This window comes from Paractinoplanes bogorensis (assembly GCF_018829635.1).
In the GTDB taxonomy this organism is placed as follows: Bacteria; Actinomycetota; Actinomycetes; order Mycobacteriales; family Micromonosporaceae; genus Actinoplanes; species Actinoplanes bogorensis.
Genome location: NZ_JAHKKG010000021.1, coordinates 1 through 15919 on the forward strand (window position 1 = coordinate 1; position 15919 = coordinate 15919).

A 15919-nucleotide genomic window follows, 5' to 3' on the forward strand; every position below is an offset into this window, starting at 1 on the left:
CAGCGCGGCCGACCCAAACCCCAGGACCAGCACTTCGGAAAAGTCACAACCCGAACCCGCCAACCACCAGCCTAAAACACCACCCACCACAAACCCTTGACAGAGGGGTGCCGGGAGCGACGGTCTGTACCCACCGCCCCGCTGGGACATCTAAGAAATGCAGGCGCAGACGATCAGCGCGGCGCCGAAGTGCGAAGCCGCACTCACCAGGGCACCGCCGTGGCGCTCGGGCGTGCAGATGACCTCGCCGAGCTTGCCGGGAGTCATCCAGTCGAGCACCAAAAACGCCGCGCCCATGATGGCGATGCCGATGATCCCGAAGATCACCGTCGACGCCAGGCCCTGGCCGAACGAGTCGTAGGACGTGAAGATCGCGGTGAAGACGATCGCGGCGATGCCCAGCTGGTTCGCCGCGAGCAGCAGCGACGCGTTGGGGTTGCGCTCCACGAAGATCAGGTCGCGCAGCTTGCCCGGCGTGAGCAGGTCGATGAGCACGTAGCCCACCGCCATCAGCCCGATGCCGACGAGTCCGAACACGATGCTGCGTCCAGCACCCTCGAGCAGATCTTGAAGCACGGCCTCTCCCTGGTCAGCGCGACGTCAAGGAGAGACCGTACAAGACTGGATCTACGTAGTTACAGCGCGCCCAGGTAACGCTGCCGCTCGTAGGGCGTCACCTCGCGCCGATATTCTTCCCATTCTGCCGTCTTGTTCCGGAGGAAGAAGTCGAAAACGTGCTCGCCGAGCACCTCGGCGATCAGCTCGGACTTGCTCATCACGTCGATCGCCTCGGCCAGATTTTCCGGCAGCGCCTCGTAGCCGGCGGCCTTGCGCTCGGCCGGCGACAGCGACCATACGTCGTCCTCGGCGCCGGGCGGCAGCTCGTAGCCCTCCTCGATGCCCTTGAGGCCGGCCCCGAGCATGACGGCGAACGCCAGGTAGGGGTTGGTGGCCGAGTCGATCGAGCGGACCTCGACGCGGGCCGAGTTCGACTTGCCGAACGCGGGCACCCGCACCAGGGCCGACCGGTTGAGGTGACCCCAGCTGACGAACGCGGGCGACTCGGTGATCGTGTTGGGCAGCTGCAGCGGGAAGAGCCGCTTGTACGAGTTCACGTACTGGTTCGTCACCGCGGTGTATTCCCGCGCGTGCACGAGCAGGCCGGCGATGAACGCGCGGGCCGTCTTGGACAGCTTCTGCGGGTCGTCGCCGTCGTAGAACGCGTTGCGCTCGCCCTCGAACAGCGACAGGTGCGTGTGCATGCCACTGCCCGGCTGGTCGGTGTAGGGCTTGGGCATGAAGGTCGCCCGCACGCCCTGGGACAGCGCCACCTCTTTGACCACGTGACGGAAGGTCATGATGTTGTCGGCCGTGGTCAGCGCGTCGGCGTAGCGCAGGTCGATCTCTTGCTGGCCGGGCGCGACCTCGTGGTGGCTGAACTCGACCGAGATGCCGATCCGCTCGAGCGCGAGGACGGCCTGACGGCGGAAGTCGCGGGCCACCGAGTGGGTGGTGTGGTCGAAGTAGCCGCCGGTGTCGACCGGGACCGGCACCGAGCCGTCGAGCGGGCCGTCCTGGATCAGGAAGAACTCGACCTCGGGGTGGGTGTAGAAGGTGAAGCCCTTCTCGGCCGCCTTGGCCAGCATGCGGCGCAGCACGTGCCGCGGGTCGGCCCACGCGGCGCTGCCGTCGGGGAGCAGGATGTCGCAGAACATCCGCGCGCTCTCGCCGCTGGCGCCGCCCTCGAACGGGAAGACCTGGAACGTGGTCGGGTCGGGCATGGCGACCATGTCGGACTCGTAGACCCGGGCGAAGCCCTCGATGGCCGAGCCGTCGATGCCCATGCCCTCTTCGAAGGCGGACTCCAGCTCGGCCGGGGCGACCGACACGCTCTTCAGGGTGCCGAGCACATCGGTGAACCAGAGCCGGACAAAACGGATGTCGCGCTCCTCCAGAGTACGAAGCACGAACTCCTGCTGTCGGTCCACGGTCACCCCTCGTATCTATGCCCTGACTAGCCAGTCTGGCCCGATCCAGTTACGCCGACATTACGCTGGCAGGGTGTGAAAACCTCCACTGACCCCTGACCGCGGCCGATGCCCGGGTGCGACTATCGGATCCAGACCCGGGGACCGCAACCGCGCGGCCTCGAGGGAAGGAGAAGCACGATGTCGGACATCCCGACCCTGTACGGTGGCCCGCCCACCCGACGGGTACGCACGCGTGACCTGATCGCCGCCAAGAGCCGCGGCGACCGCTGGCCGATGCTGACCTCCTACGACCAGTACACGGCCTCGATCTTCGACCAGAACGGCGTGCCCGTGCTGCTGGTCGGCGACTCGGCGGCCAACAACGTGTTCGGCCACGAGACCACCCTGCCGATCACCGTCGACGAGCTGATCCCGCTGGTCCGGGCCGTGGTCCGCGCCACCAAGACCGCGCTGATCGTGGCCGACCTGCCGTTCGGCAGCTATGAGGAAGGCCCGACGCAGGCGCTGCGCACGGCCGTCCGGTTCATGAAGGAGGGCGGCGCCCACGCCGTCAAGCTCGAGGGCGGCCGTCGCGTCGCCGCCCAGATCGAGGCGCTGGTCGGCGCGGGCATCCCGGTCATGGGTCACGTCGGCTTCACGCCGCAGAGCGAGCACACCATCGGCGGTTACCGGGTGCAGGGCCGCGAGAACGAGGGCGCCCAGGTCGTGTCGGACGCCCGCGCGGTCGCCGACGCCGGGGCGTTCGCGGTGGTGCTCGAGATGGTGCCGGGCGACGTCGCCAAGACGATCACCAAGGAGCTCGAGATCCCCACGGTGGGCATCGGCGCCGGCCCCGACACCGACGCGCAGGTGCTGGTCTGGCAGGACATGGCCGGCCTGCGCACCGGCCGGACGCCGCGCTTCGTCAAGCAATACGCCGATATGGCGGGAATGCTGTCGGCGGCGACGCAGCAGTTCGCAGCCGAAGTTCGCGGCGGCGAATTCCCGTCGTCGGAGCACACTTTTTAAGATCTTGATGTCCCCGCGGGGTGGGGCGTACAGACCGTCGCTCCCGCGGGGACCGCGCCGTGCCCCGCTGGCCGCTGGCGCGTCCAGAACGCGGGGCGCGTCACGGCGACGTGCGTGAGTGGTTGCGCCCGAAAACCCCGCTCAGGTCCGTTGCCGGCGCGCCGAACGGACCTGTGTGACTCTGTCACGCCGTACGGGCTGGCTGCTCCTGGCCGCCGCAGCCGCGATCGCGCTGGGTGGCAGCATCGCCGCCCGCCGCCGCGCCAGGCCCGCCGGCGCCGAGCCGGCTTCTGTCAGTCCGCCCGCGGGCGGCCCCGTCCGAGGAGCCGACCCGTCCCGGTCGCTCGTCAAGATGGCGATCGGGGCCGGCATCGTCGTCGTGCTGGCGATCCTCACCGTGATCGTGACCCGGCCCTCGAACCGCAACGCCACCCCGACCGCAGCCGTCGCCGCGATCCCCTACCCGTCGGAGTCCGGCGGCGGCCTCCCGTCGAGACCGCCGATGTCGCTGGCCGACTGCCAGCTCACCCTCGCTGTGAACCTCAACGCGACCGACGGCATGATCTGCGGCTACGAGACGGCCGGCTGGGACCGCGTCTACGACGAGCCGTCGGCCGACCCGAACGACCCCCGCTACGCCGGCGCCGCCCTTCCGGTCGGGATGAACACCGACGGCCGGATCTGCGTGGCCGGCTCCGAACGCCCCGTCCTCGACACCGTGCGCCCGACCCTGTCCGCGTCGTTCACGCCGGTGCCGGGGCTGCGGTACATCAAATCGACGTTCCAGATCACCGGCGTCTACGGCCGCACCGCCGAGGACCAGCTACTACCGGGCGACACCCTCGACCCGCTGAAGGCCACGCTGGAGTTCTTCCGGCACGGCGACCTGGAGCACGGCGAGTCCTACCGATGGCGGGTCCGGGGCACGCCGCCGACCATCGGGGCGGCCGGCTGGTCGCCGTGGTGCGAGTTCACGATTCCCGAGAAGACCCCGGACGACCTGGGTCTCGACGACAACCGCACCTACTCGGCCACGCTGACCGCGGCCGAGTGGAAGCAGGTGCTGGCCGCATACAACGTCACCGAGGGCAACGCCGCCGGCAAGGCCGCGATCGGGGCCGCGATCAAGGACGGCACGGCGCCGGTCACGCTCAAGGGCAGCGACTGGGTCGACCTCGTCAACTTCCTGGCCTGGACGGCCTCCGAGAACCGGGACCAGGCGACCTGGAGACTGGCCGACCTGGTCTCGTCTGCGGTGGGCGGCCCCGACCCGGTGACGATGGGCCACGAGCGTGTCTAGGGCACGAGCACTGTGCGTACGCCGGGCTCCTCCGGGGCCGACCAGGCCCGCTCGACGTCGGTCAGCGGGGCCGTGCGGGTGCGCAGCGACAGCCGGCCCGCGGTGATCTCGTCGATCAGGGACGGGAGCTCGGCCAGGTAGGCCCGCGCCGAGACCGCGCCCTGGCCGTTGCCCTGCAGGCGGAAGTTGGCCGAGCGCAACGCCACCGACGGCAGTTCGATCGTCGGGCCGGCCACCGAGCCGATCTGGATCCAGTTCAGTTCGCGGCTGCGGTCGGCGCGCGCCTTCAAGATGGCCATCATCGCCTCGGACGCGGGCGCACCCCACAGGTAGTCGAGCACCACATCGACCTCGGCCGCCACGGAAGCCACATCGGACAAGGCCACGACCTCCCCCGCCGCGCGACGGGCCGCCCCGACGACCTGACCTGCGCCGAGCAGCGACGCGACCTGCATGGCCATCGCACCCGCGTTGCCGGCGGCGCCCAGCACCAGTACCGACTGGCCGGGTTGCAACGGCACCCGGCGACGCAGGGCGACCCACGACGACATGGCCGGGTTCATGGCGGCGGCGATCCGCACGACGTCGGCGCCGGGCGGCAGTTCGATGCTGCGACGAGGGTCGACCAGCGTGCGCGTCGCCATCGGGCCGGGCACGTCGTCGTCGGCCACGAAGTAGACGGTCCGGCCGTCCTCGAGTCGCCCGACGCCGTCCACGCCGGGGATCATCGGAAGCTCCCCCGTGCTCGTGTAGTGCTGTCCCGACGCTCCGGTCCGGACCCGCGGGTGCAGGCCCACAGCCAGCACGTCGGCGACCTGGAAACCGTCGGCGACCGGCAGCTCGTACGGCTCGTAGGCGGGCGGCCGGTCGAACGAGCTCACGACCGCGGCGTGGATCTTCATGACATCCTCCCCGGATTGGTTTGTGGCACGTACTAATTAGTTTGTACCACGAACCTTCTCGGATAGGATCCCCCTGTGACGGACACCAACCTCGTCGACAACCTGGCCCGGCTCTCGTTCCTGGTGCAGAACACACTGGCCGAGCTGGCCGGGCGGCACGACCTGTCGCTGATCCAGACCCGGCTGCTGGGCGTGCTGCGCGACCACGAGCCGACGATGCAGGAGCTGGGCCGTCATCTCGGCCTCGACAAGTCGTCCATCAGCGGACTGGTCGACCGGGCTCAGCGGCGCGGCCTGGTGACCCGCACGGCGGGCGAGACCGACCGGCGCGTGACCCGGGTGTCGATCACCGCCGACGGCCTGGCCCTGGCGACCGAGGTGGCCGGCGTCTTCGCCGAGCGGATCGCCGAGTTCACGGCCGGCCTCTCCCCGGCCGAGCGCCGCACGCTGGCCGAGCTGGCCGGCCGAATCGTGAGCTAGTCCTGCTCGAACTGCACCTTCCGGGTGGCGGGGTCGGCCGAGACGAGACGGGCCTGGATCCGTACGCCCAGTGACAACGCCCCCGAGCAGCGGGCCCGTACGGCCGGCTCGTCGATCGCCACCGTGCCGCCCGGCCCCCGGTTCTTCGACGCGTCGTCCACGTCGATCACGCCCGCCTCGAACACTTCGCCGACCCGATCCTGCAGCAGCACGGCCTCGGCCAGGTCGATCGCCCCGCGGTTGGCCGAGCCGGCCAGCCGGTCGGAGTCGGACATCGCCTTGGGCAGCCGGGGCAGCGCCGCCCGGGCCCACTCGGGAACCGGGGTGCCGGCCGCCAGCGCCAGGCAGACCTCGGTCGCATACCGGTCGGCCAGCCGGCGCAGCGGGGCGGTGACGTGCGCGTACGGCGCTCCGACCCCGCCGTGCCCGGTGATCTCGGGCGGCGTCCCGTCGAACGGCGTGTACGCCGCACCCCGCAACAGGTCGGCCGCCTGATCGAGGAACGCCGCACCCCGCGGGCTGGCCGGGTCGACCGAGGCCACCACCTCGCCGACCTGGGCGCCGGACGGCCACAACACGCCCAGCGACTTCGCGGCACCCTGCAGCTTGGCGACCGCCTCGGGCTTCGGCGGCGGCATCGTGCGCAGCAGTCCCACCCCGCCGCGAAGCATCAGCTGGGCCGCGGCCATGCCGGTGAGCAGTGAGATCTGAGCGTTGTGCTCCTCGATCGCCAGCGGCGCCCGCAGCACCAGCCGCCAGCCACCGTCATGCTGTTCGACCTCCTGCTCGGGCAGCGGCAGGTTGACCGCGCCGCGATCGGACGCGCGCTTGGCCAGCAGCGTCCCCAGCTCGGGCAGCAGCGCCAGCGGCTCGGGCACCGTGCCCGCGTCGACCTGCTGCTGCACGGCCTCGTAGCTGAGCTTGGCCCGGCTGCGGACCCGCGCCCGCTCCAGCGCGACCGACGTGATCTCACCCTCGGCGTCGAGCTCGATCGTCCACACCACGGCCGACCGGTCGACGTCGGGGAACAGGCTGACCGCGTCTTCGCTGAGCACGGGCGGGTGCAGCGGGATCCGTCCGTCGGGCAGATAGATCGTCTGACCGCGCGCCCACGTCTCGGTTTCGAGAGCGCCACCCGGCCGTACGTAGGAAGCGACGTCAGCGATGGCGTAGAGCACCCGATAGCCGCCGTCCGGGAGCCGGCTCAGGTGCATGGCCTGGTCGAGGTCTTTGGACGTGGCCGGGTCGATCGTCACGAACGGCACATCGGTGCGATCGGCGCCCTCAGGCGGAGCACCCGCCGCCGCCTGTTCCGCCTCGGCCAGAGCGTCGGCCGGAAACTCCTCCGGCAGCTTCAGTTCCCGCCGCAGAGCGTCGAAGTCGATGCGCGGCGCCCACACCCGTCTGATCGGCACGGGTCATTACTACCAGCGATTTCCCCGTACGCCGAAGGGCCGCGCCCACCGGACGCGGCCCTTCGATCGAGTGATCGTGCTCAGCGCCGCCGCGCGGCCGCCTTCCGAGCGGTCGTGGTCGACGCGTCCATCATGTCGGCGGCCGGGGTGTTCCCGAGCGCGGCCTGACGGGCGGCGGCCGCGTTGGCCGCCTTGGCGACCCGGGCCCGGTTGGTGGCCGAGTTCTTGGCCGTGGCGCCGGCCCGCGGCGCGTTCGCCGATCGCGTGGCCCGGGCGCGGGTGGCGGCCGACTCGTTCGCGGTGCTGCGCTTGGCCGTCGGGGTGGCCGCGGGCTTGTTGCCGCCGCGCGACACGACCGGGCTGAGCCCGGCCACCTTGGCCACCGCCGACCGGCTGCCCGCGCCGGTCGTGGCCTTGGGGGCAACCCCTTCCACCGCCGTACGGCCGAGAGCGCGCGGCGTCGTGGTCTTCCGAGCCGCCGTCCCGGTCGCCTTGGTGGCCGCACTCCGGGCGGGGGCCGCCTTCCGGGCCGTGGTCCTGGCCGGGGCCGCCTTGGTCGCCGCCTTCTTTGCCGGCGCCTTCTTGGCGGCCGTCGCCTTAGTGGCCGTCGCCTTGGTGGCCGTCGCCTTCTTGGCCGCGGTCGCCTTGGTGGCCGTCGCCTTCTTGGCCGCGGTCGCCTTGGCCGGGGCCTTCTTGGCGGCGACCTTCTTCACGGGCGCCTTCTTGGCGGCGGTCGCCTTGCTCGCGGTCGCCTTGACCGCCGTCGTCTTCTTGGCCGCCGTCTTCTTGGCCGCCGTCGCCGTCGCCTTGGTCGCGGTCGTCTTCTTGGCCGCCGTGGACTTGGTCGCGGTCACCTTCGTCGCGGTCGTCTTCCGCGCCGCCGTCGACTTGGCCGCCGCGGCCGTCCGCTTGGTCGCGGTCGCCTTCTTGGCCGCCGCCGTGTTCGAAGCGGCCGTCTTCCGCACCGCCGACGACCTGGCCGCCGCCTTCTTGGCCGGCGTGGTCTGCGCGGCCTTGGCCGTCGCCTTCTTGGCCGCCGCGGTCGCCTTGACCCCGGTCGCCTTGGCCGCGGTCCGGTTCGCCGTCGCGGTGGCGCTACGGTTCTCGCCCGCCTTGGCCGACGAGGCCGCCGCCCGGTTGGCCGAAGCGGTCGCGCTGCGGTTGTACCCCGACCGGCTCGTCGTGGCCGCCGCCTTGTTCGCCGCGGCCGCCGCCTTACGAGCCGCCGCGCCACCGGCCGTCGCCGCCTTCGCCGCCGTGGCCGCCTTGCGGGCGGCCGCACCGCCGGCGGTGGCCGCCTTGCTACCGGCCGCGCTCTTGGCCGGCGTCGCCTTGGTAGCCGCGCGACCGGCCGGCGCCTTCTTGGCCGCGGTCCGGCTGGCCGGACCAGTCCCGCCCGCCTTGGCCGGACGCGCCGCCTTGGCCGCCGTGCCCCTGGCCCCGGTCGCCTTGACCGCGGTCTTCTTCGCCGCCGCAGCCTTGGTCGCCGTCGCCTTGGTGGCGGTCGCCTTGGTGGCGGTCGCCTTGGTCGCCGCGCTCTTGGACGCCGTGGACTTGGTGGCGGTCGCCTTGGCGGCCGTCGCCTTGGTCGCCGCGCTCTTAGCCGCACTGGACTTGGCCGCAGTCGCCTTGGCGGCCGTCGCCCTAGTCGCCGCCTTCGTCGCGGTCGCCTTGGCCGCGGTCGCCTTCGCGGCGGTCGCCTTGGTCGCGGTCGCCTTGGCGGCCGTCGCCTTGGCGGCCGTCGCCTTGGCGGCCGTCGCCTTGGTCGCTGTCTTCTTAGCGGCGCCCGCCTTGGTCGCCGTCTTGCTCGCTGTCGTCATCGCCCCAGCCTTGGTAGCCGCCGTCTTGGTGGCACCGACGCGGCCGGCCGCAACCTTGGCCACCCCGGTTGCAGTTCCCGCACTCTTGCCCGCCGCGCCCGCGTTCCCGCGAGACGCCGTGGTCTTCGACTTCGCGGCCGTGGGCCGCTTCCCCTTCGCCGACGCCGCCGACGACGTCGCGCTCCCCGCCGCCGGGTCGATGGTCGCCGTGGTCATGGCCGGCGACGTGCTGACCGCCGCCGAAGTCCGGCGAACACCCGCCCGTCCCCCACCGACCTTCGCCGCCAGCACCTTCGGAGATCCGGCCTGGGCCGCCACCGACTTACCGGTCCGCTGCCGGGGAGCAACAGCCTTCCCAGCACCCTTGGCCACACCCGTCCTGGCCGGACCCGCCTTGATCGCAGTCACCTTGACCGCGCCGACCTTGGCCGCGCCCGCCTTGATCGCAGTCGTCCTGGCCGTGCCCGCCTCAGCGGCACCAGCCTTCACCGATCCGGCCCGGCCCGCAGAAGCGGGAGTCTTCTTAGCCGTCCCCGCAGCCGCCGTAGCGGCACCGGTCTTACCAATCCCCGCGCGCCCCGCAGCCGTCTTGGCCACCCCCGCGCGACCCGCAGCCGCCGTAGCCACACCGGCCTTACCCACGCGCCCCGCAGCCGTCGTGGAAGCGCCGGCCTTGGCCACACTCGCCCGGCCCGCAGCGGTGATCGTCGTCTTGGCAGCCGCCGTCTTCACGGCACTCGCGCCCGACCCGGCCCGGCCCGCAGCCGGCTTGGCAACGGCGGCGCGGCCCGCAGCCGTCGTCGCCGTCTTGGCGGTACCCGCCCGGCCCGCGGTGGTCTTGGTCGCGGCGGCGGGCTTGGTGACGGACTTCGAAGCGACCGACTTCGCAACGACCGTCTTCGCAGCGGTCTTCGTCGCAGCGACCGACTTCGCAGCGACGGACTTCGCGGCGGAAGCGGCGGCCGGCTTAGCGGAAGCAGCGGCCCGAGCCGAAGCGGTCACGGTCTTGGGGGTCGCACCCCGAGCGGCCACCGTCCCCGATCGCGCGGCGGCGGAACGAGCAGCGGGCTCACGCGCCGGCGTACGGGAAATGCGGTTTTTGTCCGCTCTAGTGGCAAGACTGGGGGCCTTTTTGGCAGCGGCCATCTGGGGTGTTCCTCCTTGCGAATGACTGCGCGAATGGCTGCGGGCCCGTCTCCGCGCGGAGACTGCGGCGATCGGTAAACGAGCAGCGATCAGTGATTCAGGTGGTCAGCGGTTCAGCGTGGACTCGGGCGGCGGGCGCCGGCGGTCAGCCGGCCTCCCCGGTCCAACGAGCGTCCTCGGCATCCCACTCGGCATTGCGCTTCTCGACCGTCTCGAGGGCACGCGAAGCTTCGTCGGCCGTGGGGAACGGGCCTAGTCGATATTGAGCAGGACAGACGTCGTCTCCGCTCTCGACCCGATGGTGGCGAAGGCACCAGAAGTAGCCTCCGCCGGGCCCACTGTCGCTCATGCAATCACTATGTCCCTCAAACCGAACATCCGCCACCGATTCGGGCAAAAAGTCCTAGATTTCCACATTGGAGGGTGAGGCGAGCACAACAAAAACCGCCCCGGCCGGGTGGCCGGGGCGGTGAATGAGCTAGAACGCGCGACGCGCGCGCTACAGCGAGGCGGCCACCAATTCGGCCACCTGCACCGCATTGAGGGCGGCACCCTTGCGCAGATTGTCGTTCGACACGAAGAGGGCGATGCCGTTCTCGACCGTCTCGTCGGCGCGGATGCGGCCCACGTAGGACGGGTCTTGACCGGCCGCCTCGAGCGGGGTCGGCACGTCGGTCAGCACCACGCCGGGGGCACCGTCGAGCAGCTCGCGCACCCGGGCCGGGCTCAGCGGCCGGGCGAAGCGGGCGTTGATCTGCAGCGAGTGGCCGGTGAAGACCGGGACGCGCACGCAGGTGCCCGAGACGAGCAGCCCGGGGATGTCGAGAATCTTGCGGCTCTCGTTGCGGAGCTTCTGCTCCTCGTCGGTCTCGTCGCGGCCGTCGTCCACGATCGAGCCGGCCAGCGGCAGCACGTTGAAGGCGATCGGCTTGGCGAACGAGCGCGGCGCCGGGAACTCGACGGCCGACCCGTCGTGGGTGAGTTCGGTGGCGCGGTCGCTGACCTTCTTCACCTGCTCGTCGAGTTCGCTCACGCCGGCCAGCCCGGCCCCGGAGACGGCCTGATAGGTGGTGGCGACCATCGCGACCAGCCCGGCCTCGTCGTGCAGCGGGCGCAGCACCGGCATGGCGGCCATCGTGGTGCAGTTGGGGTTGGCGATGATGCCCTTGGGCCGGTTGTGGATCGCGTCCGGGTTGACCTCGCTCACCACCAGCGGAACCTCGGGGTCCATGCGCCAGGCGGACGAGTTGTCGATGACCACGGCGCCGGCTTCGGCCACCCGCGGGGCGAGCTCTTTGGAGCTGCCCTTGCCGGCCGAGAACAGCACGATGTCGAGACCGCGGTAGTCGGCGGTCGACGCGTCTTCGACCGTCACCTCGCCGCTTCCCCACGGAAGCGTGCGGCCCGCGCTGCGAGCGGACGCGAACAGACGGAGCTCACCCAACGGGAATTCGCGCTCGGCCAGGATGCGCCGCATGACGCTGCCCACCTGTCCCGTCGCGCCCACAATGCCGATCCTCATGCGCACAAAAGTACGGCCTGAACTGCGTACGGAGAAATCAGTTACCCGACCGTGTATCACATAGCGAGATTATTGTCCCACATATGAGGACGGCGGGCGTACGTTGCAAAGCATGGCGACGTACACCCACGGTCATCACGAATCGGTCTTGCGCTCCCACCGGTGGCGCACCGCAGAGAATTCGGCGGCATACGTTCTGCCCCACCTTTCCTCCGGCGTCACGGTGCTCGACGTCGGTTGCGGCCCCGGCACCATCACCGCGGATTTCGCGAGCCTGGTCACCCCGGCGAGAGTTACCGCGCTGGAGGTCACCGAGGGCGCGCTCGACCTGGCCCGGGCCGAGATCACCCGGCGCGGTCTGACCAACGTCGACTTCGCGGTCGGCGACGTGCACCGGCTCGACTTCGCCGACGACACGTTCGACGTGGTGCACGCGCACCAGGTGCTGCAGCATCTCGGCGATCCGGTGGCGGCACTGCGCGAGATGCGGCGGGTCACCAAACCGGGCGGGCTGATCGCCGTACGGGACAGCGACTATGCGGCCTTCGCCTGGTATCCCCGGTTGCCCGAGCTGGACGAGTGGCTCGCCCTCTACGAGAAGGTGGCGCGGGGCAACGGCGGCGAGCCCGACGCGGCGCGGCATCTGCTGGCCTGGGCCCACGCGGCCGGCCTGACCGAGGTGACGGCGACGTCGAGCACGTGGTGTTTCGCGACCCCGGCCGATCGCGCGTGGTGGGGCGGCATGTGGGCCGACCGCATCCTGAAGTCGGACATGGCGGCGACCGCCGAGCGCACCGGCGCCGCGACCCGCGACGACCTCGAGCGCATCTCGGCCGCGTGGCGCGCGTGGGCCGACAACGCCGACGGCTGGATGTCACTGCTGCACGGCGAGATCGTCGCGAGAGCGTAAAGGCGAGATCATCGCGAGAGCGTAAGAACGTCAGGCGGTCGGCGGCCGGTACGCCCAGTGCCAGTTCTCCCGCGGCACGTTGTTGATGAAGCCGTACTTCTCGGCGTTGTCCCGCATCCAGGACAGCGCCTTCGGGTTCAGGTCGAGGTCGGTGGCCATGCCCCAGCCGTGCTCGCTGGTGCCGGGCTTGGCCGCCAGCCCGCCCTGGGAGTAGAGACCCTTGCGGCGGGCGAGATCAACCTGTTCCTCGTACGGGCGGTACGAGTCGGTGATGCCGATGTCGACGCCCTGGGCCTTGGCGTCCTTGATCATGCTGTTGAGCGAATCGGCGGCCGGCGCCCAGAGTTTGTGCCGGGTGTCGCCGACCCGTTCGAGCGCGTTGGCCGGGATCTTCCCGTTGCCGTAAGCGGCCAGTTCGGTCGGGACGCCCTTGCTGTTCAGCGTGTAGGTCTTGTTGCTGGTCTGGGCGACCGCGCTCTCCAGGGCACTGGCGAACGACCCGCCCTCGGCGGAAGACGCCGACTTCGTCGACTGGGCCTGCACGTTCCGGCCGGCCTGTTGCGTCTGCAGCGCGATCATGCGGCTCTGGATGTCCGCGATCCGCGAATGGATTCCCTCGATCCCCACGGACTCCTGTTCGGCACCCGTGCGGAAACCTTAGACAGGCAGCGCGATTGTGTGGCCCGTGTGCGCCACCTTGGCCTCGAGGTAGCGCCGGTTGGCCGGAGACGCGTGCACGGCGGTCGGCACCACCTCGCGTACGGAAATCTGGTTTTTCCGCAGTTGAGATACTTTGTCGGGATTGTTGGTCAGCAGGTCGATCGTGGTGGCCCCGAGATCGCCCAGCATCTGCGCCGCGACGGTGTAGGAACGCTGGTCGTCGCCGTGGCCGAGGGCCCGGTTGGCCTGGTAGGTGTCGAGGCCGGCGTCCTGCAGCGTGTACGTGTCGAGCTTGTTGTAGAGCCCGATCCCGCGCCCCTCCTGCCGCAGATAGAGCAGGTAGCCGCCGGTCGCGCCGATCCGCTCGACGGATTCGCGCAGCTGGGCGCCGCAGTCGCAGCGTTGCGAGCCGAACACCTCGCCGGTCAGGCACTCCGAGTGCAGGCGCACCAGCGGGAACTCGCCGGGCGTGCCGAGCCGGAGCGCGAGGTGCTCCTTGCCGTCGGACAGGCCGTCGAAGGTGATCATCTCGGCGGACGTCGCGAAGCCGTCGGCGAACTGCAGCGGCACGGTGACTCGGGTGCGTACGGGCATGTTCCCGTGATCGGCAGGACGGGTGCCGTCGATCAGAGTTTTACCGGTTCGCGTCGTTCCGAACCTTCGAGCCGGTGCTCCAGGTCGAGGTCGACCTCGGAGGTCTGGTTCCGGCGGTTGGGCAGCATGTTGGTGATCAGCACGACCAGGCTGCCGATGCCGGCGTAGAGGGCGAGCACGATCAGGTGGCCCCGGATCTCGGCGGCCGGGAAGTACAGGTTGTCGCGGACGGCCTGCACGCCGGCGCCGGTGGGCAGGTTGGCCCCGAAGTAGCGGCCGAACGGGGGCAGGAACTCGGGCAGGATGCTGGCCCCCGAGATCACCGTGCCGAGAGTGAAGTACATGGCGCCGATCAGCGCGCCGGCCGGGCCGAAGAGGGCCACCGCACCGGCCGTGGACGCGGTGATGGCCAGCGAGATCAGCGAGAAGATGCCGAGCATGTCGGTGCGGTCGGCGGTGATGCCCACGCCGAACCAGCCCATCGACCACAGCACCGCGGCGGCCGAGCCGACGGCGTAGACGGCCAGGATGCTCACGTGCGCGACGCCCCGGCGCCACGATCGACGCGTACGGGGGATCAGGCGGCCCAGTCCCAGCGAGGCGATCGTGCCACCGAGGGCGAGGGCCTGGGTGAGGAAGCCGAGCGAGACGCCGTTGACGTCGTCGTCGGGCAGCGGCACGACGTCGGTGATCGGTGGGGGCGAGTTCAGCTGCTGGGCCTCGGAGACGGTCATCCGGTCGCCCTCCTTGGCCAGGGCGGCCAGCTGGGCGGCGGCCTGCTGCTGCACCACGCTGGTGAAGGTGGTGCGCAGCAGCGAGGCGGCGGCCGGTCCGGCGGCCGAGGCGACGTAGAGATGCGGGCGCGTGCCGGTGATGTCGACCCCGCCGTAGACGTCCCGGCGCTTGATCGCGACCTCGAGGTCGTCGGCCGTGGCGTAGTCGGTGACCTTGAAATAGCCCCGCTCGGTGAGCAGCCCGGCCACCTCGGCCCGGTCGGCCGCCGGCGACACCAGGCCGACCGGCACGTGGTGCGGCTGGGCCTTGTGCCCCATGCCGAGGTAGTACGCCGTCAGCCCGAGCTGGACGAGGACGCCGATCAGGCAGACCGCCAGCGCGAACCGCCGGAACTGCAGCACCGACTCGGCCGGTTGTTGCTCAGCCACGCCGCTCCCCCTTTCGGCCCGATATGTGAAAGTTTTACGGACGAAAGGCAATCATGAGACCGTTTCGGGCTAACCGACCTTCTCGTCGAGCAGGCTCAGCAGGGCCCGGGCCGCCGCACTGGGCCGCCGCAGCGCCGAGACGGCGACTCCGATCGGCCAGTCCAGGTCGGCTCCGGTCACGGTCTTCAGCACCAGCCCGGTGCGGTCGTCCGGCACCACGAACAACGGCAGAATCGCCACCCCCAGGCCTTCCCGTACGAAGTTGGCCCCGTTACCGATGTCGGTCACCTCGATCGCCACCTGCCGCTGCACCCCGGCCCCGGCGAAGGCCCGGTCGACGACCGTGCGGTTGCCGTAGCCGAGCGGGAAGTCGACGAACGCCTCGCCGGCCAGGTCGGCGATCCGCACCTCGGGCGCCGCGGCCAGGCGGTGACCGACCGGCAGCACGAGGTCGAGCCGCCGCGACTCGATCGGCCGGATCCGGATGTCCGCGGGCGGGCGGCCCGGCACCGACACGATCGCCACGTCGAGGGTGCCGTCGGCGAGACCGTCGAGCAGCCCGTCGGAGCCGCGCGGCGAGGCGATCAGGCGCAGCGTCACCTGCGGGTGCACGCGGTGGAAGGCGCCCAGCAGGGCCGGCACGTCGACCAGCGGGACCGAGGTCATGGTGCCTATCCGGACCGTGCCCCGCAGGCCGCCGCGCACCTCGTCGACGGCGTCGCGGGCCGCTCGTACGGCGTCGATCGCGGCCCGCGCCCGGGGCAGCAGCGCCTCGCCCGCGTCGGTCAGCTCGACCCGCTTGCTGGTGCGGTCGAGCAGCCGGGCGCCGAGTTCGTGCTCGAGCGATTTGATCACCGCCGAGACGCCGGACTGGACGACGTGCAGACGGGTCGCGGCGCGGGTGAAGCTGCGCTCCTCGGCGACGGCGACGAAGTACTCGAAGTGACGTAGTTCCAGCACGATTCGTGATCGTAGCTAGCAGAAATCATCGTTGGCGATGATGCTCGC

At 70.9% G+C, this 15919-nt stretch carries 14 protein-coding genes; 4 read left to right on the forward strand and 10 right to left on the reverse strand.

Annotation, left to right across the window (positions count from 1 at the left end):
- Positions 1-150: 150 nt before the first annotated feature.
- Both KOI35_RS44230 and KOI35_RS44235 read right to left on the reverse strand, forming a co-directional pair.
- Positions 151-576 carry a DUF350 domain-containing protein gene (locus KOI35_RS44230; RefSeq protein WP_215795769.1) on the reverse strand — a complete coding sequence of 142 codons (426 nt, stop codon included), beginning with the start codon at positions 574-576 and terminating at the stop codon, positions 151-153.
- A gap of 59 nt (positions 577-635) precedes the next feature.
- Positions 636-1988 carry a glutamine synthetase family protein gene (locus tag KOI35_RS44235; protein WP_215795866.1) on the reverse strand — a complete coding sequence of 451 codons (1353 nt, stop codon included), beginning with the start codon at positions 1986-1988 and terminating at the stop codon, positions 636-638.
- A gap of 180 nt (positions 1989-2168) precedes the next feature.
- On the opposite strand from KOI35_RS44235, the gene panB reads away from it, so the two are divergent.
- Both panB and KOI35_RS44245 read left to right on the forward strand, forming a co-directional pair.
- Positions 2169-2999, forward strand: a complete 831-nt coding sequence (panB, locus tag KOI35_RS44240; RefSeq protein ID WP_215795770.1) for a 3-methyl-2-oxobutanoate hydroxymethyltransferase — start codon at positions 2169-2171, stop codon at positions 2997-2999.
- 175 nt (positions 3000-3174) lie between these two features.
- Positions 3175-4299, forward strand: coding sequence for a hypothetical protein (locus KOI35_RS44245; protein ID WP_215795771.1), 1125 nt, complete (start codon positions 3175-3177; stop codon positions 4297-4299).
- Here KOI35_RS44245 and KOI35_RS44250 read toward each other — a convergent pair.
- Positions 4296-5201 carry a zinc-binding alcohol dehydrogenase family protein gene (locus KOI35_RS44250; protein ID WP_215795772.1) on the reverse strand — a complete coding sequence of 302 codons (906 nt, stop codon included), beginning with the start codon at positions 5199-5201 and terminating at the stop codon, positions 4296-4298. The two genes, KOI35_RS44245 and KOI35_RS44250, sit on opposite strands and share 4 nt — an antisense overlap.
- A 75-nt stretch (positions 5202-5276) precedes the next feature.
- On the opposite strand from KOI35_RS44250, the gene KOI35_RS44255 reads away from it, so the two are divergent.
- Positions 5277-5681 (forward strand): MarR family winged helix-turn-helix transcriptional regulator, encoded by a 405-nt coding sequence (locus tag KOI35_RS44255; protein ID WP_215795773.1) that lies wholly within the window; start codon positions 5277-5279, stop codon positions 5679-5681.
- On the opposite strand, the gene KOI35_RS44260 is transcribed toward KOI35_RS44255, so the two are convergent.
- From KOI35_RS44260 to KOI35_RS44270, 3 genes are all read right to left on the reverse strand, one after another.
- Positions 5678-7096: an RNB domain-containing ribonuclease gene (locus KOI35_RS44260; protein ID WP_215795774.1), complete on the reverse strand. Its 1419-nt coding sequence runs from the start codon at positions 7094-7096 to the stop codon at positions 5678-5680. The two genes, KOI35_RS44255 and KOI35_RS44260, sit on opposite strands and share 4 nt — an antisense overlap.
- 80 nt (positions 7097-7176) lie before the next feature.
- Positions 7177-9405: a hypothetical protein gene (locus tag KOI35_RS44265; RefSeq protein ID WP_215795775.1), complete on the reverse strand. Its 2229-nt coding sequence runs from the start codon at positions 9403-9405 to the stop codon at positions 7177-7179.
- A 1156-nt stretch (positions 9406-10561) separates the two neighbouring features.
- The gene (locus tag KOI35_RS44270) at positions 10562-11584 is read right to left on the reverse strand and encodes an aspartate-semialdehyde dehydrogenase (protein ID WP_215795776.1); all 1023 of its coding nucleotides are present in this window, start codon (positions 11582-11584) and stop codon (positions 10562-10564) included.
- 112 nt (positions 11585-11696) lie between these two features.
- On the opposite strand from KOI35_RS44270, the gene KOI35_RS44275 reads away from it, so the two are divergent.
- A complete protein-coding gene (locus tag KOI35_RS44275) occupies positions 11697-12494 on the forward strand; it encodes a class I SAM-dependent methyltransferase (RefSeq protein WP_215795777.1) in 798 nt (265 codons plus the stop codon).
- A gap of 30 nt (positions 12495-12524) precedes the next feature.
- Here the strand turns inward: KOI35_RS44275 and KOI35_RS44280 are convergent, their stop codons facing one another.
- The 4 genes from KOI35_RS44280 to KOI35_RS44295 all read right to left on the reverse strand — a co-directional run bounded on the left by KOI35_RS44280 (position 12525) and on the right by KOI35_RS44295 (position 15871).
- Complete coding sequence (locus tag KOI35_RS44280) at positions 12525-13121, reverse strand: M15 family metallopeptidase (protein ID WP_215795778.1); 597 nt, start codon at positions 13119-13121, stop codon at positions 12525-12527.
- A 30-nt stretch (positions 13122-13151) separates the two neighbouring features.
- Positions 13152-13748 (reverse strand): GTP cyclohydrolase II, encoded by a 597-nt coding sequence (locus tag KOI35_RS44285; protein ID WP_215795779.1) that lies wholly within the window; start codon positions 13746-13748, stop codon positions 13152-13154.
- Between the two features lie 32 nt (positions 13749-13780).
- A complete protein-coding gene (locus tag KOI35_RS44290) occupies positions 13781-14911 on the reverse strand; it encodes an ABC transporter permease (RefSeq protein WP_215795780.1) in 1131 nt (376 codons plus the stop codon).
- A 69-nt stretch (positions 14912-14980) separates the two neighbouring features.
- Positions 14981-15871, reverse strand: a complete 891-nt coding sequence (locus KOI35_RS44295) for a LysR family transcriptional regulator (RefSeq protein ID WP_308121433.1) — start codon at positions 15869-15871, stop codon at positions 14981-14983.
- Positions 15872-15919 lie beyond the last annotated feature (48 nt).